A 21,156-nucleotide genomic window follows, 5' to 3' on the forward strand; every position below is an offset into this window, starting at 1 on the left:
ACTTATCGTCATGCGTATCCTTCTCGTTGGAGCCGGCGGCGTGGGAACCGCCATTACCCGGATCGCCGCCCGCCGCCCTTTTCTCGACCACATGGTGGTCGCCGACTACGATCTCCCCCGCGCCAAGGCCGCCGTCGCCGCGCTGGGCGAGCAGGCGGACCGGTTCACCCCTGTCAAGATCGACGCGGCCGACCGGGCCGCGGTCACCGCGCTGCTGAAAGAGCACCGGTGCGACGTCCTCCTGAACGCCACCGACCCCCGATTCGTGTTGCCGCTGTTCGACGCGGCCCTCGCGGCCGACGCCGACTACCTCGACATGGCCATGTCGATGTCCAGGCCGCACCCCGACCGCCCGTACGAGGAGGTGGGGGTCAAGCTGGGCGACGACCAGTTCGCCCGCGCCGGCGAGTGGGCCGCGCAGGGCCGGCTGGCGCTGGTCGGCATGGGCGTGGAGCCCGGCCTGGCCGACGTGTTCGCCCGCTACGCCGCCGACGAGCTCTTCGACGAGATCGAGGAGATCGGCATCAGGGACGGCGCCAACCTGACCGTCGACGGCTACGAGTTCGCCCCGTCGTTCAGCATCTGGACCACCATCGAGGAGTGCCTCAACCCGCCGGTCATCTACGAGAAGGACCGCGGCTGGTACACCACCGAGCCGTTCAGCGAGCCCGAGATCTTCGACTTCCCCGACGGGATCGGCCCCGTGGAGTGCGTCAACGTCGAGCACGAGGAGGTCATGCTGGTCCCCCGGTGGATCCCGGCGCAGCGGGTCACCTTCAAGTACGGGCTCGGCGAGGACTTCATCGGCAAGCTCAAGACCCTGCACGCGCTCGGCGTGGACCGCACCGAGCCGGTCGCGGTCCGGACCGACGACGGCACCGCCAGGGTGTCGCCGCGCGACGTGGTGGCCGCCGTGCTGCCCGACCCGGCGGGCCTCGGCGACCGCATGCGCGGCAAGACCTGCGCCGGGACCTGGGTGAAGGGCGTCAAGGACGGGCGGCCCCGCGAGGTGTACCTCTACCACGTGGTGGACAACCAGTGGTCGATGCGCGAGTACGGCTCCCAGGCCGTGGTCTGGCAGACCGCCGTGAACCCGGTCGTGGCCCTGGAACTGATGGCGAACGGGGTCTGGAAGGGCGCGGGCGTGCTGGGGCCCGAGGCGTTCGAGCCGGGCCCGTTCCTGGACCTCCTGGTGGAGTACGGGTCACCCTGGCGCATGCGCGAACAGTGAGCGCGAGATCATGGAGGCGTAACGACCCGCACGACGAAGGACAGCGCCTTGAGTATCGCCGACGACCCCGACCGCGCACCGGCCCGCTCCCACTTGTACGCCATGGGCTGGTCGGAGGAGGACATGCGCCGCCCGGTGGTCGGCATCGCCTCCACCTGGACCGGCACGATGCCGTGCAACCTCACCCACCGTGAGCTGGCCGCCCACGTGGCCGAGGGGGTGCGCGCGGCGGGCGGCACGCCGATGGAGTTCAACACGATCGCGGTCTCCGACAACCTCACGATGCACACCCCCGGCATGCGCACGTCGCTGGTCAGCCGCGAGGTCATCGCCGACTCGATCGAGCTCATGGGCCGCGCGCACGGCTTCGACGCGCTGGTGGTCATCGTGGGCTGCGACAAGACCGTGCCGGCCGGGATCATGGCGCTCGCCCGCCTGGACGTGCCCGCCGTCGTCCTCTACAGCGGCACGATGATGCCCGGCAGGTGGCGCGGACGAGACGTCACGATCCAGGACATGTGGGAGGCCCTCGGCGAGCGCGCCGTCGGCCGCCTCGACCAGGCGGAGCTGGACGACCTGGCCAAGCACGCCTGCCCGGGCGCCGGCACCTGCGCCGCCCAGTACACCGCCAACACCATGGGCAGTGTCGCCGACTTCCTCGGCCTGGCGCCGTTCGGGGTGGGTGACATCCCGGCGGTGGCGGAGGAGAAGAACGCCGCGGCCCGGCGGGTCGGCGAGATCACCATGGAGGCGCTGGCCCGCGACGCCCGCCCCTCGCGGGTGCTGACCGCGGACGCCCTGCACAACGCGATCGTCTCGGTCGCCGCCATGGGCGGCTCCACCAACGCCGTCCTGCACCTGCTGGCCATCGCCCGCGAGGCGGGGCTGCCGCTGCGCATCGACGAGATCGGCGAGGTCTGCCGCCGGGTCCCGATCATCACGGGGCTCAAGCCGAGCGGCGGCGACCACACGGCCCTGGACCTGTGGCGGGCCGGCGGCACCTCGCTGGTGGTGCGCCGCCTGCTGGAGGCCGGGCTGCTGCGCGAGAACGCCACGCTGGTGGACGGCCGCACGCTGGCGGAGGTCGCGGCCGACGCCGAGGAGACGCCGGGGCAGGAGGTGGTGGCGAGCGTGGCCGAGCCGTTCAAGCCGCGTGGCGCGCTGGCCATCCTGCGGGGCTCGCTCGCGCCCGACGGCTGCGTGCTCAAGCTGGGCGGCAAGGACGACTTCCGCCACGAGGGCCCGGCCAAGGTGTTCGACTCGGAGCACGACTGCTACGTCGCCATCCAGGAGGGTCACATCGTGCCGGGCGACGTCATCGTCCTGCGTTACGAGGGCCCCGCGGGTGGCCCCGGCATGCAGGAGATGCTCTCGATCACGGGTCCGCTCGTCGGCCGCGGCCTCGGCGCCTCGGTGGCGCTGGTCACCGACGGGCGCTTCAGCGGGGTCTCGCACGGGCGCGTCGTCGGGCACGTGGCGCCGGAGGCTTACCACGGCGGGCCGATCGCGCTGGTGCGCGACGGTGACACGGTGGTCATCGACAGCGCGGCGGGGGCGATCGAGCTGGTGGTGCCGGAGGAGGAGCTGGCGCTGCGCCGCGCCTCGTGGAAGCGGCCCGAGAGAGAGGTCGAGCGGGGGGTGCTGACCAAGTACATGGCGACGGTGGCCTCCGCCTCGGACGGCGCCATCACGGCCTGATCCGGGTCGAGCAGGCGGCGCGGGCCGCTATGCTGCGCAGTGACGTACTCGAGTCGTTGTTAGGAGATTTGCGCGATGTACAAGGAGTTCGCTGTCGAGGCCGTGATGTGGCTCGTTCCGGTCGCGGTGCTGATCGGGGTGGCACTCCTCGTCACCGCGTGAGCCAAGGGCCCAGCCAGGGGTCGGCTCGGCCCCTGGCGGCCGCTCAGCGGTAGTTACCTGTACGAGACGTACGTGTAGGCGGAGTAGCGGAATCTGGCGAAACCGTCCAGCCAGTTGTTGTAAGACTGAGACAGGGTCCGGGTCCGCACGGTGCAGGCGGCCCACTTGGTGCGGATGAGCTGGGCGCCGGCGGTCGTCGTCTCCGTGGACGCCGACGCGCTGGCGGGTGCCGCCATGAGCGTGGTGGCTGCGGCCGCGACCAACCCCGCAAGGCCAGGGGGCTACGCGGGGAACGGCGGGGGTTCGTTGAGCTCGGCGATGGCCAGCTCGGCCGTGGTGCGGATGTCGAAGAACTTGTCGAGCGCGGTGATCGCGAACAGGTGCTTGCACCGGCCGTTCAGCCCCGCCAGCAGCAGCCGGCCGCCCGAGGCGGTGACGGCCTTGTGCAGGTAGACCAGCACGGACAGGCCGGAGGAGTCACAGACGCTGACCGCCTGCATGTCGATGACGAGCATCGGGGGCTGGGTGAGATCGAGGGCCTTGGTGACACGGTCACGGACCTCGGCGGCAGACCCGAAGTCGAAGTCCCCCGTCAGTCGCGCGATGACACAGGGTCCCTGGAGCCCGAGGCTTATCGACAAGGCCTGCTCCGAAGTCACCCAGCTCCACCTACCTGCATTGCTTGCCCGATCCACCTACTTTACGAGAAGTAGCGCTTCGGGTTGAACACCAGCATCTGCTCAATCTGGTCGTCGGTCACACCCGAGTCCAGCAGTGCGGCCAAGACGTCATCGTGGATGTGATCGTAGCGCCAGTTCGGCGCGAGCGTTGAGCGGGCCTCGTCCCAGGCGCCGCCGAAGTAGTCCATGAAGCACGCCGTGTCGTGGCTGAGGACCATGCGATCGGCGTATCCGCGCCGGCACAGCTGCGCGACCGTGGCCACCCGCTGCGCGGTCGGGTTGTACGGATCCAGCCCGAACCGGTCCATCCCCAGCGTCGCGCCCGTGTCGGCCAGGCGCATGAGGTAGTCGAGGTCGTTGCTGTCACCCGCGTGCCCGACGACCACCTTCGCCAGGTCGACGCCCTCCTTGGCGAACAGGTCGAGCGCTATCAGCCCGCTCTGCGTGAAGGAGTTCGTGTGGATGGTGATCGGCGCGCCGGTGCGCAGGTGCGCCTGCGCGACGGCCCGGCAGATGCGCTCGACACCGGGCGTCAGGCCCTTCTGCTCGACCACGCACTTGAGGAACGCCGCCTTCACGCCGGTGTCGGCGATGCCCTCGGTGAGGTCGCGGACGAAGTCGTCGATCATCGGGTCCGGCATGTCGATGAACAGGCCGGGGCCGCGGTGCTCGTACTGGTGGGGCAGCTCCTCGAAGGAGTAGATGCCGGTGGCGACCACGATGTTCAGGCCGGGCACCTGCTCGGCGACGCGCTGGATGCGCGGGATGTAGCGGCCGAGGCCCCACACCGTCGGATCGACGATCGTCCGCACGCCCTTCGCGGCCACCGCTTTCAGCTTGGCGACCGCGTCCGCCACCCGGGCCTCCTCGTCCCACCAGGCACCTCTGCCGTAGTTGTCGAGGTGCTCGGTGGCGAGGACGAACACGTGCTCGTGCATGAGCGTCTGCCCGAGCTCCTCGACGTCTACGGGGCCGCGAATGGTGGGGACGGTGGCCATGGGCGCCTCCATACCGGCTGGTCGGTGTGCGCCACCGTAGGCTCCCTCCGGACCTCCGTCAACCAGCCACCCCGGCCGTGGCGAGGCGGCGGAACAGCGGCTCGGGCCGGGGCAGCCGCTCGCCGGCGACCGCCGCCGCCACCCGAGCCGCCGCCGTCGGCAGGAAGGGCTCCAGCTGTACGGCCAGCGTCCGGCACGCGTGCACCAGCGTCCCCAGCGCGGCCTCCTGCCCGGCCCGGGGCTGCCGCCACGGTTGAGTCCGCTCGACGTACCTGTTGGCCTCCTCGACGAGCGCCCAGACGGCCGTCGCCGCCCGCCGGAAATCGAATGCCTCCAGCGCCTCGTCCACCGGCACCGCGGCCAGTTCCTCCCCGGCCGGGGGCACGTGGCCGTCCAGGAAGCGGTGGACCATGGTGACGACCCGGTTGACCAGGTTCCCCAGGCCGTTGGCCAGGTCCTCGTCCGCCCGGGCGACCAGCCGTTCCTCGGTGAAGTCGGCGTCGCCCACGCGCGGCACCTCGCGCAGCAGCCACCACCGCACGGCATCGACCCCGTACGCGTCCACGAGCGCCACCGGGTCGGCCGCGCCGCCCGACGACTTGCTGATCTTGCGGCCGCCCACCGTGAGGTAGTCGTGCACGAAGATCTCCGTGGGCAGCGGCTCGCCCGCGGAGAGAAGCATCGCCGGCCAGTACACCGCGTGGAACCGGATCACGCCCTTGCCCATCAGGTGCACCTTGCGCCGCTCGGAGACCCACCAGCGGTCGTAGCCGTCGCCTTCGAGCGCGGTGACGTAGTTGGCCAGCGCGTCCCACCACACGTACACCACCTGGTCCGGGTCGCCGGGCACGGGGATCCCCCACCCGCGGGCGCGGGCGGCGGAGCGCGAGACGCTGATGTCGTCCAGCCCGGCCTCGATGAACGCCAGCACCTCGTTCCGCCGCGCGACCGGCTCGATCCTGAGCCGCCCGCCGCGGATGAGCTCGCTCAGGGCGTCCTGGTAGCGGGAGAGCCGGAAGAACCAGTTGTGCTCGGAGATGCGCTGCAGCGGCGCCTCGTGCCCGTCGGGACAGGGGCCTTCCGGGTAGAACTGCTCGCAGCCCACGCAGTAGAGCCCCTCGTAGTGCCGCTGGTAGAGGTCGTGCCCGGTCGCCTCCCAGATCCGCTCGACCCCGGCCCGGTGCCCGGGGTGGACGCTCGTCCGGATGAACGAGTCGAACGACAGGTCCAGCGGCCCCCGCAGCCCTTCGAACGCGGCCGCGTTCCGGTCCACCAGCTCCCGCACCGGCACGCCCGCCGCCTCGGCGGCCAGCACGTTCTTCAGCGAGTTGTCGTCGGTCCCGGTCTGGAACCGCACCGGCTCGCCGCGCCGCCGGTGGTGCCTGGCCAGCACGTCGGCCTGCACGAGCTCCAGGGCGTGCCCGAGGTGGGGGCGGGCGTTGACGTACGGGATGGTCGTCGTGAGATACATCAGGTGCCTCCAAGGGGCCCCGAACACGACGAGAGGCCCCGCTCGCAGGGCCTCGACAAGACGTCGCCGACAAAACCCCCTAAGGGGCCATCATCTTCGGCGAGATCGTCATGCCGCCCATGCTAACGACCTGCACCCGCCCCGGCCACCCGTTAACGCCCGGCGCGGTGGCGGAACAGCCAGACGGCCAGGCCGACCGCGAAGACCGCCAGGCCCGCCAGCACCGACGCCGGCGGGAGCGTGGCGGCCAGCAGCACGCACAGGCCCAGCCCCAGCCCGGCGACCGGCCGGGGCGGCGCGCCTTCCGCGCGGCCGAGCGTGAGCGCGCACGCGTTGGCGATGCCGTAGTAGACCAGCACGCCGAACGACGAGAACCCGATCGCCCCCCGCAGGTCGGCGGCCAGCAGCAGCACGATCACCGCGGCCCCGACGGCCAGCTCGGCCCGGCGCGGCACCTGCCGCGCCGGATCCACCACGGCCAGCACGCCGGGCAGGTCGCGCTCGCGCGCCATGGCCAGGACCGTGCGCGAAACGCCCAGCAGCAGCGCCATCAGCGCGCCCAGCGCCGCCACCGCGGCCCCGGCGCCCACCACCGGCACCAGCCACGGGGCCCCGGCCGCCCTGACGACGCCGGCCAGCGGCGCCGGGGACCTGGCCAGCAGCTCCGGCCCGAGCGCGCGCAGCGCGGCCACCGCGACCAGCGCGTAGACGACGAACGTGACGCCCAGCGCGATGCCGACCGCCCGGGGGATGGTGCGGGCGGGGTCGCGCACCTCCTCGCCGAGGGTGGCGATCCGGGCATAACCGGCGAACGCGAAGAACAGCAGCCCGGCCGCCTGCAACACACCCCAGACGTCGACCTGCGACCCGGGCAGGGGCTCGTAGGCGAACCAGCCGAACGTGACCGTGTCGTCGCCGAGCAGCCCCGTGACCACCACCGCGGCGAGCACGGCCAGCACGAACACGACGATCACCCGGGCCACCCCGGCCGAGCGCCGCACGCCGTACAAGCTGACCGCCGTCAGCGCGGCGACCGCGCCGACGGCCAGCGGCCTGGCCAGCGCGGGGGCGACGTAGGCGCCGAACGTGAGCGCCATCGCCGCGCACGAGGCCGTCTTGCCGACCGTGAAGCCCCAGCCCGCCAGGTAGCCCCAGAGCGGGCCGAGCCGCCGCCTGCCGTAGACGTAGGTGCCGCCGGACTCGGGGTAGAGCGCGGCCAGGCGGGCCGAGGAGGTGGCGTTGCAGTACGCCACGACGCCGGCCAGCACGAGCGCCACCGGCAGCCAGGCGCCCGCGGCGGCCGCCGCGGGCGCGAAGGCCGCGAACACGCCCGCGCCGATCATCGCGCTCAGCCCCACCACGACCGCGTCGGTGGTGCCGAGCCGCCGCGACAGCTCCTCCGGCACGTGCCCGCCTCCTCTCCCGCCTCAGGAGGCTCCCACTCTGCCGTATCGCACCGACGACCCGGCCGACAGCGGGGTGAACGCCCGCTGTCAGGTCACCGCGTCGTCGGTGGCGTCGTCGGTGGCGGGGGCGGGCACGACCAGCACCGGCCGGCCCGCGTTGTGCAGCACCCGGTCGGACGTGCTGCCGAGCAGCAGCGAACGGACCCCGCCGAACCCCCGCGTCCCCGTCACGACGAGCCTGGCGTCGATCTCGTCGGCCACGTCCACGATCGTCGACCACACCGCCACCGAGTCCGCATCGCACCGCGGGGTCGCGTCCAGGCCGGCCTCGCGGGCGAGGTCCGCGCCGTGCTCGGCGAGCTCCCGCATCGCCCCCTCGATCGCCGCGTCCTCCGTGCCCAGCTGGTCGATCGCCATCATGAGCCCGGCGGAGGCCCTGGCCGAGACCATCGCCGCCCGCTCCCACACCGTCAGCACGACGGCGGACTCGCCCTTCAGGAGCTCGCCCGCGAAGGCGATCGCGGCCTTGGCGTCGTCGGAACCGTCATACGCAATCAAAATCGTCATCTCAGCACTCCCACATCGTGATCGGGCCCGTACCCCTATCCCGGGCAAGCCGTTTCACGCCTACGTCAGGGGTAGCCGCCTCATATGACCGTTACGCGATTCCACGACCTGCCCCTCGCCGAGCGCGATCGCGAGTGGGACGCCGCCGCGGCGGACAAGCGGGTGCGCAAGTGGGCGGACGCCGAGGACAAGCCGAACGCGAAATACCGCGAGGCCTTCATCTGGTACGACGCCGACGACGCCGACGAGTTCGGAGCGTACAAGCTGCCGATCGCCGACATCGTGGACGGGGAGCTGAAGGCGGTGCCCCGGGCCGTGTTCGCCGCGGCCGCGGTCATGGAGGGCGCCAGGGGCGGGGTCGATCTGCCGAAGAAGGACATCGAACGCGTCAAGGAGCACCTGGCGCGCTACTACGCCAAGCTGGGCGAGGAGCCACCCTGGGAGCGCTGAGCCAGCGGCTTGAGCATCGACAGCCCGGCCAGCGCCAGCACGCCGATTTCGGTGACGACCACGGCCCGCTGGGTCAGCCCGGCCGGGATCTCGTCGTTGGTCAACGGGATGCCGAACATCCGCACCACGTACGGGACCACGACCAGCAGCAGGGCTCCGAGCGCCACCCCGCTGAGGATCCGCACCGCCCTGGCGTACCGGATCCTGGCCTTGGCCAGCAGCATCCCCGCCGCGGGCATCACCAGGAACGCGGCGAAGGCGGCGTACCGGTGGATGCCACCCGACAACGACAGCGGCACTCCCGGCCGGTCGGTGGGAAAGGCGCCGATCAGGAACATGCTCGCCCCCCACGCCAGCAGCAGCGCGACGACCCAGCGGCTCATCCCGGCGCGGCGCATCGCCTCGGCGATCAACGCGGAGCCCACCGCGAACAACGTCAGCGAGGCGGGCAGCAACCAGCCGGACGCCTGGAAGGCGTACTCGCTGATGACGCTGTGCAACGGGTCGAGGTCGGATTCCGCGTGGAGGGTGAGCATGGCGCCGCTTCCGGTGCCGATGGCCGCGAATCCGCTGACAAGCAATGCCTTCATGCCTCAAAGCTCGTGGAACGCGGCCTCGCGGAATATCGGAGATCGACCCTGAAGTGACCTGAACGATCCCTTAATACCTCGGTCGGAAACGACCCTGAGAACACCCGGCCACCTGCGCAGACGTGACCCTGAGTAGGGAATCCCCCCTCAGGGTGGGTCCTGGGCGCCTGACCCGGTTTGACCTGGAACGCACTCCAGGGGTGAACCTGGAAACATGAAGAAGCGCACTCTCGGGAACGGCGGGCCTCAGGTCTCGGCGCTGGGCCTCGGCTGCATGGGCATGTCCGACTTCTACGGCCCGGGCGACGAGAAGGAGTCGATCGCCGTCATCCACCGCGCACTCGACCTGGGCATGAATTTTCTGGACACGGCCGACACCTACGGGCTCGGGGCCAACGAGGAGCTCGTCGGCCGGGCCGCCAGGGACCGGCGGGACGAGGTGGTGCTGGCCACCAAGTTCGGCGTCAAGCGCGGCGGCGGCACCCGCTCCGTCGAGAACAGCCCGGAGTACATCAGGGCCGCCTGCGACGCCTCGCTCCGGCGCCTCGGCGTGGACCACATCGACCTGTACTACATGCACCGCCGCAACAGGAACGTCCCCGTCGAGGAGTCGGTCGGCGCGATGGCCGAGCTGGTCGAGCAGGGCAAGGTACGCCATCTCGGGCTGTCGGAGGTGAGCGCGGACACCCTGCGCAGGGCCTCGGCCGTCCACCCGATCGCGGCCCTGCAGAGCGAGTACTCGCTGTTCACCCGGGGGCTGGAGGCGGAGATCCTGCCCACGGCCAGGGAACTGGGCGTGGCGCTGGTGGCGTACTCGCCGATCAGCCGCGGCTTCCTGTCCGGCGCGCTGCCGCCCGTGGAGGAGCTGTCCGAGGACGACGTCCGCCGGTGGATGCCGCGCCTCGCGGGCGAGAACGCCGAGCGCAACGCCGGGCTGGTCGCGGAGGTACGGAAGATCGCCGACGCCGCCGGGATCACCGCCGCGCAGCTCGCGCTGGCCTGGGTGCTGGCCCAGGGGGACGACGTCGTGCCGATCCCGGGGACGAAACGGCTGACGTACCTGGAGGAGAACGCGGCGGCGGCCGACATCACGCTGACCGCCGACCAGCTCGCCGCCCTGGCCCGCGCCGTCCCGGCGGACGCCGTCGCCGGCACCCGTTATCCGGATATGTCGGAGATCGAGGGGTAGTCGCCGGCCGGGCTCAGGCGACGGGGCCGGGCGCGTCGAAGTAGACGCGGATGGCGGTCGCCCCGGGGCGGGTGTGCACGCGTACGAGGTCGCTCAGGAGGTTGACGATCAGCAGCCCGCGCGACCCCGCGTGGCGCGGGTCGACCGGGCGGCGGCCCACCAGCGGGTCGGTGATGTGCCCGGCGTCGCTGACCTCGCACACCAGCCGCCCACCCTCGGCCCAGGCCCGGATCGTGCCCGAGCCGCCGCCGTGGTCGAGGCTGTTGGCGCCCAGCTCGGCCACCGTCAGCTGGATGTCGTCGAGCCGGTCGCCGGAGAACCCCATCTCCGCCGCCCGCCGCGCGGCCAGGCCGCGGGCCGCCGACAGGCTGGTGCGGTCGAAGCGCAGCGAGACGAAGTCGGCGGGCTCGTCGAGCGGCCGGTTGTGCGCGGAGACCACCAGCTCGGGCGCGTATTCGGCGCTGGCCCACTCCCCCGAGAGGTCGCACAGCACGGGGTGGGTGCGCTCCGCCTCCTGGAGGACCTCGGGAGCGAGCCGGTCGGCGTCGTACGGGCACAGGATCGTGACCCGCCGCCCCGCGAACGACAGGTTGATCAGCGCCTCGTGCTGCGCGGCGGCCCCGTATTCCGTCCTGGTGCGCCCCGGCCAGATCGGCTCTCCGATGATCCGCACGTGCCCGCCGGCATGCCGGTCGGCGAAGTCGCGCAGCACGGCGGGGATGATCCGCCCCGGATTGCGCCCGGCCTCCTGCATGTCGAGCAGGTGCACGGACTTGGCGTCGTCGCCGAGCTCGGCCTCGATCAGGGCCAGATTGCGGGCCGGCACCGCGATCGCGACAGGCTCGTCCAGGGCCAACCCCGCGCGGACGAATGCGCTGGTGGCAGCCACATATTCCCGGTCGCCCCGATAGAGGAGCGCCGGGTGTGTGAACGGTTCCGCCAACATCAGAATTCACGCTACCCAAGGAAGATGACTTCACAGCAATCCGGTGGGTACGTAATTGGCGTGAAGCGAATCCGGGTCGTTCGCCGCCCCCGCCTCGTCCGGGGGCCGCTCCCCCTTGATCTCCGCACCCCTTCCGGCCGACAACTCCCGTTCTGAGCGCTGCGACTCTATGCTCAAGATATGTCGCAATTGCAGATGCGAGTGTCCGACGAGGACCGAGAGCGCACCGCGCAACAGCTCCAGCACGCCTTCGCCGAAGGCCGGCTCACCCAGCTGGAGCTCGAAGACCGCCTTGAGATCGCCCTCACAGCGAGGACCTACGGCGAACTGCTGGGCCTGATCGAGGATCTCCCCACCGACCAGCCGCAGGTCGACGACGTGATCGAGCTGGAGTCCAAGAACGGCCAGATCAAGCGCGCCGGCGACTGGGCCGTCCCCCGGCGGCTGCGGGCGGTCTCCAAGTACGGCGGCGTCGAGCTGGATCTCTCCGAGGCCGTCATCACCCACCCGGTGGTGGACATCGAGCTCGACCTCGCGTACGGCTCCGCCAAGATCATCCTCCCGGACGGCGGCGTCGCGAACGTGGACGCCTTCCGCAGCGACTGGGGCCAGGTCCACACCTCCGACGTGCCCGGCAGGCCCCGCCCCGGCGCCGTGCACGTGGTGATCAGCGGCAGCACGAAGTACGGCAGCCTGACCGTCCGCTACCCGCGCAAACGCTGGCTCGCCCGCTGAGGCTTTACGCCCACTTGATACCCGTGGTGTTAGTGGGGTGCAAGCGACAGTCAAGGGCTGATCCATAATGTTCCCTTCGTTCGTAGAAACCACCGAAGGGCAAGAAATGACTCCCCCTCGTCGTCGCCTGGCCGTCGCGGCCGCGACGCTGACCCTTGCTGTCCTCACGAGCACCGGCTGTGGTGCGCTGGGCCAGGCGGTTGACTGCAACACCGCCGCCCAGGAGGCCACCAAGATCATGAATGAGTGGACGACCACGATCACCAAGGACGCCACCGACACGAAGGCCATCGGCACGGCCTCGAAGGACGCGGCGGGCAAGACCAAGGAGCTCGCGGGCAAGTACGACGGCGAAGTCGCCGCCGCACTGAACGACCTCGCCGCCGGTTTCGAGACCCTGGAGAAGGGCGACCTGGCCGAAGTGTCCTCGTTCACGGGCAAGATGCAGGGCTTCTCGACCAAGATCACCTCTGCCTGCAGCTGACGCTGAGCCCGCGGTCGCCGTTCCGCCTGTGGGGGGCAGGACGGCGCGGCGGCCGCGCCACGTTCGGGTGGATTCGTTCTACCCTTGCTGCCCGTGACGGGTGACACTCTGGCGGCGCGACAGGGGGCGTCCGCCGCCGCCTTCCTCTGGAAGATCCGGCTGTCCGGCCACCGCGTACGTGTGGGCGCCATCGCGCTCGTCGCCGCGGTGGCCTATGCCGTGCTCGGCCTGGTCAAGCTGGCCACGTTCCGGGCCACGTCATTCGACCTGGTGATCGTGGACCAGGCGGTGCGCAACTACGCGGCGCTGCGGCCGCCGCACATCCCCGTACTGGGCATGTTCCACGGGCGGGGCATGGACTACGTGCAGCTCGCCGACCATTTCTCGCCCGTCTACGCGATGCTCGCGCCCTTCTACTGGATCCACGACGGGCCCGAGACGCTGATCGTCGCGCAGGCGCTGCTGTTCGCCGCCGCGATCCCGTTCATCTGGCTGTTCACCCGGCGCGTGCTCGGCGTGGCGCCCGCCTACCTGGTCTCCGTGGCGTACGCGCTGTCGTGGCCCGTCGCGCAGGCCGTCGCGTTCGACGCGCACGAGGTCATGTTCGTCCCCGTGCTCACGGCGATCATGATCGAGCGCTACCACGCCGGCCACCGGCTGCCCGCCTTCATCGCGATGCTCGACCTCCTGCTGGTCAAGGAGGACATGGGGCTGATGGTGATCGGGGCGGGGCTGTGCCTGATCGTCCTGGGCGACCGGCTGCGGGGGCTGCTGTGCATGGCGCTCGGGACAGGGGCCGTCCTGCTCGTACGCGGGCTGGCGATCACGGCCTTCGGCGGCGACTCCAAGGACTTCTGGGCCTACAACCATCTCGGCCCCGACGTGCCGAGCGCGATCCTGGCGCTGCTGCACGACCCGATCGCGGCCGTGCTGCTGCCGTTCAGCGAGGAGGCCAAGGTCGACACGCTGTTCCTGCTGGTGTGGCCGACGCTGCTGCTGTGCCTGCTCTCGCCGCTGTCGCTGGTGGCACTGCCGCACGTGCTGGAGCGCATGTTGTCCGACCGCTCCCAGTGGTGGCAGGCCGACTTCCAGTACAGCGCGTTCACCGTGGTCATCCTCTTCTGCGCGGGCGTGGACGGGCTGGCCAGGCTGCTGCGCTGGATGAAGCGCTCCGACGACACCTCGCTCAAGCTCGCCTGGGCGACGGCCGCCTGCGTGGTCGCGATCACCCTGGTGCCCAGATTCGCGCTGGACCAGCTCTACCATCCGCCCTTCTACCAGGAGCCCAAGGCTGCCGCCGCCGCCGAGGCCGTGAGCAAGGTGCCCTCCGGGGTCACCGTCGAGGCGGTCAACTCCGTCGGCCCCGCCCTGACCTCCAGGACCACCGTCCTGCTGTGGACGGCCCAGTCGCACGGCGCGCCGTGGGTGGTGGCCGACACCTCCCGCTGGGAGTTCCCCTTCGGCTCGGCGGACGAGCAGCGCGCCACGGTCGACGCGCTGCAGGGCCAGGGGTACGCGAAGGTGTTCGAGCGCGACGGCTACGTGGTGCTCCGGCGCGGCTGAAGCGCCTCCGCGTAGGCCCGGTCGAACCCGTCGAGGACGGACGGCCACGAGCCCGCCGCCGGAGGGGTCGCCCGGTTGTGCGCGGCGATCGACTCGCGCAGCGCCGCGTCCGTGCAGAGCCGGGCCACCGCGCGGGCCAGGTCGCCGAGCGTGTGGCCGAGCAGCCCCTCCGTGCCGTCCGCGACGAAGTCGGCGACCCCGCTCTGCGCCCTTGCCACCACCGGCAGCCCCGCCGCCCGCGCCTCCAGCGCCGCGATGCCGAACGACTCGCGCGGCGCGGGCGCCACGAACACGTCAGCGGCCTCCAGCACCTTCGCGATCTGCTCCCGCGTGTAGCGGCCCGGCAGGGAGACCCAGCCGGCCATGCCGTGCCGGGCGAGAAAACGTTCCATCTGGCCGCGAGCCGGCCCGTCGCCGACGATGGTGGCCCGCATGGGGATCCTGGCGGGCACCCGCCGCCTGGCCGCCTGGAGCAGCCTCAGCAGGCGTACGGGCTGCTTGCGCGGCGCCAGCCGGCCCACCGCGACGATATGCACCTCTTCCCGCCGGTCGGGCGTGCCGGGAGGCGGCGCCCAGCCCGACAGGTCGAGGCCGTTGGAGACCACCCGGACCGGCACCTCGGGCCCGGCCACGGCGCGGATCGGGACCGCGGCGGCGTTGCTGACCGTGGTCGCCACCAGCCGCCACCGCTGCCAGCCGAACGCCAGCCGCAGCAGCCGGTAGAGCGCCCGCGTGACCGGGTCCCACATGCTGTGCACGGTCACCACGCACGGCAGCCCGGCCCGCGCGGCGGCCCGCACACCCATCCAGGCGAACGGCGAGACCGCCCCCGTGTGCACGTGCACCACGTCGGGGCGCAGGGACGTGAGCCGGCGCGTGAGATGCCCCACTCCGAACGGGTGAACGGGCAGGTCGAACGGCATTCTGGCGACGATCCGGTGGACCCCCGGCAGCGGCTCGCCCCTCGTCGCCGTGGCCACGGAGACGTCGTGTCCCGCCTCCCGCTGCATCCGCACGAGATCGGCCACCTGGACCTCGATCCCTCCGAGTCGCGGCAGGTAACAGTCGCTCACGTGAAAGATCCGCACCCCTCCCAGACTAATCTGGGCGTGTGCCTCCACGTACCGCAGTGTTCTTTCACGCTCACCCTGACGACGAGGCCCTGCTGACGGCGGGCACCATGGCGATGCTCGCGGCCGAGGGACACCGCGTGGTGCTCGTGGTGGCCACCGCGGGCGAGCGCGGCCTGGCCGAGATGGCGCCCGGCGAGGCGCTCGGCGAGACCAGGCTCAAGGAGCTCTACGAGTCGGCCGCGCTGCTCGGCTGCGCCCGCGTGGAGTGCCTCGGCTACGGCGACTCGGGGCTGAGCCCCAAGGGCGGCATCGCCGAGGAGCGGCCCGACAACGCCTTCATCGACGCCGACACCGAGGCGGCGGCCAAGGCGCTGGCCGCGATCCTGCAGGAGGAGGAGGCCGACCTGCTGGCGATCTACGATCCGGCGGGCGGCTACGGGCACCCCGATCACGTGCAGGTGCACCGGGTGGGTAAACGGGCGGCCAAGATCGCCGGGACCGAGATCGTCCTGGAGGCGACGGTCAACCGCGATCCGCTGGTCAGGCTGCTGCGGCTGGCGGGCCGGTTCTACAAGTTCCCGCCGGAGTTCGACGTACGGACGTTCGAGAGCGCGTACTCGTCGAGCGAGACGATCACCCACCGGGTCAACGTCAGGAAATACACCCGCCAGAAACGGGCCTCCATGGCCGCGCACGCCTCCCAGGCCAGCGGCGGCGACAGCGACCGCACGCTCGCCGTCATGCTGAAGGTCCCGCGCCCGATCTACCGCCTCGTCTTCGGCACCGAGTGGTACGTCCGCCGCGACCTGCCACCGGGCACCCGGCTCACTCATCCCTTCGACCGGTGGCCGAAATGATTCCTCCGAAGGAGGATCCTCGTCCGGCGACCCGTCAGACTGGACCCCGATGAAGAACAAGTGGCTCCAGATCGCGCTGTCCGTGCTGTCGCTCGGGCTGGCCGTGCTGCTCGTGGTCTACCTTCCGCAGATCGTGCGCACGCTCACCGGCAAGCCCGTCTCGTGGCACGAGATCGGCAGGGTCTTCGGCGCGCTCGGCCCCGGCGAGATCGCGCTGATGACCGCGCTGTGGCTGCTGAGCCTGCTGGCGTACACGTTCGTGCTGACCAACTCCCTGCCCGGCCTCAACAACCTGCAGGGCCTCACGATCAACGCGGCGGGCAGCGCGGTCAGCAACCTGCTGCCGTTCGGCGGGGCGGTCGGCGTGGCGGTGACGTTCGCGATGACGAAGGGCTGGGGCTTCTCCAGCCGGTCGATCGTGGTCATGACGCTGGTCAGCGGCATCTGGAACACGATGTTCAGGTTCATCCTGCCGGCCGTCGGGATCATCGCGCTGCTCGCGGCCGGCGAGGCGCCCAACGCCACCGTCGCCAAGGCCGGCTGGACGGGCGCGATCTCCATCCTCGTGCTCTGCGCGATCGTGGCCGTCGCCCTCTACTGGGACCGCGCCGCCGTCGTGCTCGGCCGCGCGCTCGACAGGATCACCCGGCTGCTGCGGCTGCGGATCCACGCCTCGGACGCCTTCCACCAGCTGCGCGCCGACACCGCCGGCGTCGTCCGGACCAGGTGGCCCGGACTGTCGCTCGCCATGGTGTTCTTCCTCGGGTTCCAGTGGGCGATCATGGCGGTGTGCCTGCAGGTGACGGGCGCCTGGCCGGGGTTCGCCCAGTCGATCGCCGTCTTCGCCCTCTCCCGCGTGCTCACGGCCATCCTGATCACGCCCAGCGGGGCCGGGATCATGGAGGGCGGCGTGGTGCTCCTGCTCACCGAAGGGTTCAATGTCGGAGGCGCTCCCGCCACCGCGACCGCACTGCTTTTCGGCTTCTGGACTTACACTATCGAGATCCCGTTCGGCGGCCTGGCTCTGGGCGCATGGGCGCTCCTGCGCAGGCGCAACGGCCGGAACGCCGGGGCGGAGCCCCCGTCCGCGATCTCGAAGGCCCAGTAGTGACAATCCCAAACCCATCAAAGACCTTGTGCGTGATTCCTAGGCCCGCATAGCGTGGCGGCTGACATGGTGGCGTTCCGAGTTCTGGGGCCAGTCGAGGCGTACGAACACGACGACGAACTCGACCTCGGCGGGTTGCGGCAGCGGGCCGTCCTCGCCCGGCTTCTCGTGGCCAGAGGTCAGGTCGTGCCCGTTGACACGCTTCTTTACGATCTGTGGGATGACGACGGGGCCAAGGGCGCGCAGTCGGGCCTGCAGGTCTACATCTCGCGCCTGCGCCGGGTGCTGGAGCCCGGCCGCCCGCGCGGGGGGCCCAACCGGCTGCTGGTGACGGTCGCGTCCGGCTACGCGTTGCGGGTGGCCTCCGACCAGGTCGACGCGCTCAAGTTCGAGCAGCTCGTCCGCGCGGCGGGCGAGCACCTCGAAGAGGGCGATCCGCAGTCCGCCCGAGGCCGCCTGGAAAAGGCGCTGGGCCTGTGGCGCGGCACTCCCTATTCCGACTTCGCCGACCAGTCGTGGGCCGAGGCCGAGGTCAACCGGCTGGCGGAGCTGCGCCTCGTGACCCGCGAGCGGCACGCCGACACCGGGCTGCGGCTCGGCCTGCACGCCGAGACCGTTCCCGACCTGGAGGCGCTCACCACCGAAAACCCGCTGCGCGAGGAGGGCTGGCGGCTGCTGGCGCTGGGCCTCTACCGCTGCGGCCGGCAGGGCGACGCGCTGGCCGCGCTGCGCCGGGCCAGAAACATCCTGGCCGACGAGCTGGGCATCGACCCGGGGCCCGCGCTGCGCAAGCTGGAGTCCGACATCCTGGCCCAGTCCCCGGAGCTGGATCTGGCCGTCCCGGCGCGCCCCGCACGGCCCGCCGCGCCGGTCACCGACACCTGGCCGCCCAGACCGGCCGCGGCCGTCGAGCCGCCGCCGCTGGAGCCCGAGCCGTTCGTCGGCCGCGACGCCGAGCTGGCCAGGCTGACCACGGCGGCCTCGCGCACGGGCCGGTTCCAGGTCGCGATCGTGGCCGGGGTCGCCGGCGCGGGCAAGACCACGCTGCTGCGCCAGCTGGAGAGCAGGCTCGCCACCGACGGCTGGATCACCGCGTCCGGCGCGTGCCCCGACTCCAGTGCCACCCCGCCGGGCTGGGCCTGGGTGGAGATCCTGCGCACGCTCACCGTCGCGACCGGCGCCGGCGAATACGCGCAGCTGCTCGCGCCGCTGCTCGACGACGCCGCCCCCGACCCCGACGAGGACGAGGCGTCCGGCGGCTTCCGACTGCACCGCGCGGTCGGCGGCTACCTGGCCGGGGTCGCGCGCCGCGCGCCGGTGCTGCTGACCCTGGAGGACCTCCACTGGGCCGACGACCAGACGCTCGCCCTGCTGCGCGCGCTGCCGAGCCTGCTGGCGACCAGCCGGGTGCTGCTCGTGGTGACGTGCAGGGAGAGCGAGCTCGACGACCGCCAGTCCGACGTGCTGGCCGCGCTGGCCAGGCTGGGCCCGGTCCGCGTGGGCCTGTCGGGGCTCGACCCGAAGGCCGTGGCCGAGCTGGTCAAGGCGACGTGCGTACGCGACATCGACGAAGACGCGGTCGAGTCGATCGTCGAGCGCACGGGCGGCAACCCGTTCTTCGTCCGCGAGACCGTGCGCCTGCTCGACTCCGAGGGCGCGGCCGACCGGGCCAGCGCCACCGAGGTGCTCTCGCAGGTGCCCTCCGGCGTGCGTGACGTGCTGCGGCGGCGCATCTCGCGGCTGCCGTCGGGCGCCCAGCAGATCCTGCTCCAGGCCGCCGTGATCGGGCGCGACGTCGATCTCGACGTGCTGATCGCCGTGTCGGGCGACGAGGACGCGGTGATCGAGGCCGTGGAGGCGGCGCTGCTGGCCGGGCTGGTGACCGAGCCGGGGCCCGGGCTGCTCAGGTTCGACCACGACCTGGTGCGCGACACGATCTACTCCGACGCCTCCAGGCTGCGGCGCACGCGGCTGCACGCGGCCGTGGCGGCGGTCATCGAGCAGCACACGCCGTCCGACGTGGCGGCGCTGGCCCACCACTACTTCCTGGCCGACGCGGCCGGGAAGGCGGTCCACTACGCGGGGCTGGCGGCCGAGCAGGCCGAGCGGCGCTTCGCCCACCGCGAGGCGGCCACCCTGTGGGAGCAGGCCATCGCGGCGTTCGACCGCTCGCGCGACGAGCAGAGCGGCGCGCAGACGCCCGAGCGCAGCAAGGAGCGCCTGCGGCTCATGCTGCGCCAGATCAGGGCGCTGGCGCTGTGCGGCGACATGACGGCGGCCCGGCTGCTGCGCCGCCAGGCCATGGACGCCGCGCTGCCGCTGGGCGACCTGGAGATCACCGCCAAGGTGGCGGCGTCGCTGGCCGTGCCGCACAAGGGCATCGCGCGCGACTTCACCCGCACCGCGTGGGAGATCGTCGACATCACCGAGAAGGCGCTCATGGAGCTGCCCGAGGGTGAGCAGCGGCTGCGGGCCAGCCTGCTGACCACGCTGGCGCTGGAGCTGGAGGGCTCCTCCTCCCCCGAGCGCGGGCGTCAGGCGTCGCTGGAGGCGCTGGAGCTGGCCCGGCAGAGCGGCGACCCGACGCTGATCGCGGCGGCGCTGAGCGGGCGGCTGCGGCAGTCGTACGACATCCCCGCCGTGGACACCCGGGAGAGCATCGGCAGGGAGCTGCTGGAGGTCGCGCAGCGCTCGGGGCAGATGGCCACGCAGGCGCTGGCCCACCTGGTGCTGCTGGAGTGCGCGGCGGCCAGGGGCGAGTTCGCGGTCGCCGACCAGCACGCGTCCGCCGCCGACGCCCTGGCCAGGCAGTACGACCTGTCGGCGCCGGCCGCGGTCGTGGTCTGGTACGCGGGCCAGCGGCTGATGATCGCCGGCGACTACACGGGCGCGGAGCGGGCCTATCGCGACGCGACCAGGATGACGGCACGGGCGGGCATGCTGGAGGGCCGCCAGGACCTCCCGCTGATCACGACGTTCTGCCTGCATCTGGTGGACGGCCGGGCGGCCGAGATGGTCGACCTGCTCGCCGACGCCCACCGGCGGGGCGCCAAGTGGACGCTCGACGCGTACGCGCTGGCCCTGGCCTCGTCCGGGCACCTCCAGGACGCCAAGGCCGTGGCCGCCACCCGCCCGCCGGTGCGGCCCGACTTCCTCTACGAGCTGGCGATGACCTGGCGGGCGCTGGCCGGCATGCTGCTCGACGACCGGGAGCGGATGGTCGACTGCTACGACAAGCTCAAACCGTTCGCCGACCGGGTGGCGGGCGCGGGCACCGGCGTGGTGGCGCTGTGGCCGGTGGCGCTGACGCTGGGTGACCTCGCCGTGCGCCTGGGCCAGCCGGACGCGGCCCGCGCCCACTACGAGAAGGCCCTGGAAGTGGCCGAGCGGGTCGGCGTGCCGCGCTGGGTGGAGGCGGCGCGGCGGTCGGTCAGCAGCTCACCTGGAAACGGTCGCTCGTGACGGTCTTGACGCCCTTGGCCGACAGCTCGACGCGATACCAGCCGGGGTCGCCGGAGAGCTCGGGCCGCCACTCGACGGTCTGCGCGGCGCCCACGAAGCCGTCGTAGTCGACCAGGTACGTGCGCCACGACTTGGTGGAGGGGCTCCAGCGGGCGAGCTTCCAGCCGTAGTGCACGCTCCGGCCGGGCTCGGGGCTGACGAGCACGCTGCGCGCGACGAGCGGCCCCGAGCAGGCGCCGGCCAGTCCGCCGAGGGTGACCTGGCCGGGCTGGGCGGCCGGGGCCAGCTCCTCGGCGACGGGCACCTCGCGGGCCGACAGGGTGATGGTCGTCACGGCGGCCGGCGCGCCGTCGGCTGCGCTGTAGGCGGAGAAGCCGATGTACGCGCTGGTGAACGCCAGGGCGGCCACGATGAGCTTGGCCGCGTTCGTCGTGCCACTCGCCAGGACGGCCGCGCTTCTCGACGCCATCTTCAACACCCCTTTTG

General features: G+C 71.9%; 20 protein-coding genes. 10 read left to right on the forward strand and 10 right to left on the reverse strand.

Going from position 1 to position 21,156, the window contains the following annotated elements:
* Positions 1-10 precede the first annotated feature (10 nt).
* On the forward strand, positions 11-1,231 hold the full coding sequence (locus ABZX61_RS29435; RefSeq protein ID WP_355199443.1) for a saccharopine dehydrogenase C-terminal domain-containing protein: 1,221 nt from the start codon (positions 11-13) through the stop codon (positions 1,229-1,231).
* Between the two features lie 48 nt (positions 1,232-1,279).
* Complete coding sequence (gene ilvD, locus ABZX61_RS29440; RefSeq protein ID WP_355199444.1) at positions 1,280-2,929, forward strand: dihydroxy-acid dehydratase; 1,650 nt, start codon at positions 1,280-1,282, stop codon at positions 2,927-2,929.
* Positions 2,930-3,144: 215 nt separating this feature from the next.
* Here ilvD and ABZX61_RS29445 read toward each other — a convergent pair whose 3' ends face one another.
* The 6 genes from ABZX61_RS29445 to ABZX61_RS29470 all read right to left on the reverse strand — a co-directional run bounded on the left by ABZX61_RS29445 (position 3,145) and on the right by ABZX61_RS29470 (position 8,213).
* Positions 3,145-3,354 (reverse strand): hypothetical protein, encoded by a 210-nt coding sequence (locus ABZX61_RS29445; protein WP_355199445.1) that lies wholly within the window; start codon positions 3,352-3,354, stop codon positions 3,145-3,147.
* A gap of 18 nt (positions 3,355-3,372) precedes the next feature.
* Positions 3,373-3,750 (reverse strand): STAS domain-containing protein, encoded by a 378-nt coding sequence (locus tag ABZX61_RS29450; protein ID WP_350728100.1) that lies wholly within the window; start codon positions 3,748-3,750, stop codon positions 3,373-3,375.
* 41 nt (positions 3,751-3,791) lie between these two features.
* The gene (locus tag ABZX61_RS29455) at positions 3,792-4,769 is read right to left on the reverse strand and encodes a phosphotriesterase-related protein (RefSeq protein ID WP_355199446.1); all 978 of its coding nucleotides are present in this window, start codon (positions 4,767-4,769) and stop codon (positions 3,792-3,794) included.
* Between the two features lie 58 nt (positions 4,770-4,827).
* Positions 4,828-6,240 (reverse strand): methionine--tRNA ligase, encoded by a 1,413-nt coding sequence (locus ABZX61_RS29460; protein WP_355199447.1) that lies wholly within the window; start codon positions 6,238-6,240, stop codon positions 4,828-4,830.
* Between the two features lie 152 nt (positions 6,241-6,392).
* On the reverse strand, positions 6,393-7,646 hold the full coding sequence (locus ABZX61_RS29465; protein ID WP_355199448.1) for an APC family permease: 1,254 nt from the start codon (positions 7,644-7,646) through the stop codon (positions 6,393-6,395).
* 87 nt (positions 7,647-7,733) lie between these two features.
* Positions 7,734-8,213 carry a universal stress protein gene (locus ABZX61_RS29470; RefSeq protein WP_355199449.1) on the reverse strand — a complete coding sequence of 160 codons (480 nt, stop codon included), beginning with the start codon at positions 8,211-8,213 and terminating at the stop codon, positions 7,734-7,736.
* An 84-nt stretch (positions 8,214-8,297) separates the two neighbouring features.
* Between ABZX61_RS29470 and ABZX61_RS29475 the strand changes: the two genes are divergently transcribed.
* Positions 8,298-8,663 (forward strand): hypothetical protein, encoded by a 366-nt coding sequence (locus ABZX61_RS29475; RefSeq protein WP_355199450.1) that lies wholly within the window; start codon positions 8,298-8,300, stop codon positions 8,661-8,663.
* Here ABZX61_RS29475 and ABZX61_RS29480 read toward each other — a convergent pair.
* Positions 8,624-9,253, reverse strand: a complete 630-nt coding sequence (locus ABZX61_RS29480; RefSeq protein WP_355199451.1) for a DUF998 domain-containing protein — start codon at positions 9,251-9,253, stop codon at positions 8,624-8,626. The two genes, ABZX61_RS29475 and ABZX61_RS29480, sit on opposite strands and share 40 nt — an antisense overlap.
* Before the next feature lie 214 nt (positions 9,254-9,467).
* On the opposite strand from ABZX61_RS29480, the gene ABZX61_RS29485 reads away from it, so the two are divergent.
* Positions 9,468-10,442: an aldo/keto reductase gene (locus ABZX61_RS29485; protein ID WP_355199452.1), complete on the forward strand. Its 975-nt coding sequence runs from the start codon at positions 9,468-9,470 to the stop codon at positions 10,440-10,442.
* Between the two features lie 13 nt (positions 10,443-10,455).
* On the opposite strand, the gene ABZX61_RS29490 is transcribed toward ABZX61_RS29485, so the two are convergent.
* Positions 10,456-11,388 (reverse strand): anti-sigma factor RsbA family regulatory protein, encoded by a 933-nt coding sequence (locus ABZX61_RS29490; protein ID WP_355199453.1) that lies wholly within the window; start codon positions 11,386-11,388, stop codon positions 10,456-10,458.
* Between the two features lie 180 nt (positions 11,389-11,568).
* On the opposite strand from ABZX61_RS29490, the gene ABZX61_RS29495 reads away from it, so the two are divergent.
* From ABZX61_RS29495 to ABZX61_RS29505, 3 genes are all read left to right on the forward strand, one after another.
* Positions 11,569-12,123 (forward strand): DUF1707 domain-containing protein, encoded by a 555-nt coding sequence (locus ABZX61_RS29495; protein WP_355199454.1) that lies wholly within the window; start codon positions 11,569-11,571, stop codon positions 12,121-12,123.
* Between the two features lie 67 nt (positions 12,124-12,190).
* Positions 12,191-12,607 (forward strand): hypothetical protein, encoded by a 417-nt coding sequence (locus ABZX61_RS29500; RefSeq protein WP_355199455.1) that lies wholly within the window; start codon positions 12,191-12,193, stop codon positions 12,605-12,607.
* 93 nt (positions 12,608-12,700) lie between these two features.
* The gene (locus ABZX61_RS29505) at positions 12,701-14,170 is read left to right on the forward strand and encodes a DUF2079 domain-containing protein (protein ID WP_355199456.1); all 1,470 of its coding nucleotides are present in this window, start codon (positions 12,701-12,703) and stop codon (positions 14,168-14,170) included.
* Here the strand turns inward: ABZX61_RS29505 and ABZX61_RS29510 are convergent.
* A complete protein-coding gene (locus tag ABZX61_RS29510) occupies positions 14,146-15,258 on the reverse strand; it encodes a glycosyltransferase (RefSeq protein WP_355199457.1) in 1,113 nt (370 codons plus the stop codon). The two genes, ABZX61_RS29505 and ABZX61_RS29510, sit on opposite strands and share 25 nt — an antisense overlap.
* A 23-nt stretch (positions 15,259-15,281) precedes the next feature.
* On the opposite strand from ABZX61_RS29510, the gene ABZX61_RS29515 reads away from it, so the two are divergent.
* The 3 genes from ABZX61_RS29515 to ABZX61_RS29525 all read left to right on the forward strand — a co-directional run bounded on the left by ABZX61_RS29515 (position 15,282) and on the right by ABZX61_RS29525 (position 20,670).
* Positions 15,282-16,100, forward strand: a complete 819-nt coding sequence (locus ABZX61_RS29515) for a PIG-L family deacetylase (RefSeq protein ID WP_355199458.1) — start codon at positions 15,282-15,284, stop codon at positions 16,098-16,100.
* A gap of 49 nt (positions 16,101-16,149) precedes the next feature.
* A complete protein-coding gene (locus tag ABZX61_RS29520; RefSeq protein ID WP_355199459.1) occupies positions 16,150-17,208 on the forward strand; it encodes a lysylphosphatidylglycerol synthase domain-containing protein in 1,059 nt (352 codons plus the stop codon).
* Positions 17,209-17,274: 66 nt separating this feature from the next.
* Positions 17,275-20,670 carry a BTAD domain-containing putative transcriptional regulator gene (locus ABZX61_RS29525; RefSeq protein ID WP_355199460.1) on the forward strand — a complete coding sequence of 1,132 codons (3,396 nt, stop codon included), beginning with the start codon at positions 17,275-17,277 and terminating at the stop codon, positions 20,668-20,670.
* On the opposite strand, the gene ABZX61_RS29530 is transcribed toward ABZX61_RS29525, so the two are convergent.
* Positions 20,639-21,139 (reverse strand): hypothetical protein, encoded by a 501-nt coding sequence (locus tag ABZX61_RS29530; protein ID WP_350728115.1) that lies wholly within the window; start codon positions 21,137-21,139, stop codon positions 20,639-20,641. The genes ABZX61_RS29525 and ABZX61_RS29530 overlap by 32 nt on opposite strands.
* Between the last annotated feature and the right edge of the window lie 17 nt (positions 21,140-21,156).

Origin of the sequence: Nonomuraea sp. NPDC003709, from assembly GCF_040610775.1 — a bacterium.
GTDB lineage: Bacteria > Actinomycetota > Actinomycetes > Streptosporangiales > Streptosporangiaceae > Nonomuraea > Nonomuraea angiospora_A.

Bases quoted from the DNA above. Each gene is read 5' to 3' on its own strand.
- ABZX61_RS29460 (WP_355199447.1), bottom strand. From the start codon at position 6,240: ATGTATCTCACGACGACCATCCCGTACGTCAACGCCCGCCCCCACCTC.
- ABZX61_RS29490 (WP_355199453.1), bottom strand. From the start codon at position 11,388: ATGTTGGCGGAACCGTTCACACACCCGGCGCTCCTCTATCGGGGCGAC.
- ABZX61_RS29485 (WP_355199452.1), top strand. From the start codon at position 9,468: ATGAAGAAGCGCACTCTCGGGAACGGCGGGCCTCAGGTCTCGGCGCTG.
- ABZX61_RS29495 (WP_355199454.1), top strand. From the start codon at position 11,569: ATGTCGCAATTGCAGATGCGAGTGTCCGACGAGGACCGAGAGCGCACC.
- ABZX61_RS29480 (WP_355199451.1), bottom strand. From the start codon at position 9,253: ATGAAGGCATTGCTTGTCAGCGGATTCGCGGCCATCGGCACCGGAAGC.
- ABZX61_RS29470 (WP_355199449.1), bottom strand. From the start codon at position 8,213: ATGACGATTTTGATTGCGTATGACGGTTCCGACGACGCCAAGGCCGCG.
- ABZX61_RS29525 (WP_355199460.1), top strand. From the start codon at position 17,275: ATGGTGGCGTTCCGAGTTCTGGGGCCAGTCGAGGCGTACGAACACGAC.
- ABZX61_RS29520 (WP_355199459.1), top strand. From the start codon at position 16,150: ATGAAGAACAAGTGGCTCCAGATCGCGCTGTCCGTGCTGTCGCTCGGG.
- ABZX61_RS29475 (WP_355199450.1), top strand. From the start codon at position 8,298: ATGACCGTTACGCGATTCCACGACCTGCCCCTCGCCGAGCGCGATCGC.
- ABZX61_RS29530 (WP_350728115.1), bottom strand. From the start codon at position 21,139: ATGGCGTCGAGAAGCGCGGCCGTCCTGGCGAGTGGCACGACGAACGCG.
- ABZX61_RS29500 (WP_355199455.1), top strand. From the start codon at position 12,191: ATGTTCCCTTCGTTCGTAGAAACCACCGAAGGGCAAGAAATGACTCCC.
- ABZX61_RS29435 (WP_355199443.1), top strand. From the start codon at position 11: ATGCGTATCCTTCTCGTTGGAGCCGGCGGCGTGGGAACCGCCATTACC.
- ABZX61_RS29455 (WP_355199446.1), bottom strand. From the start codon at position 4,769: ATGGCCACCGTCCCCACCATTCGCGGCCCCGTAGACGTCGAGGAGCTC.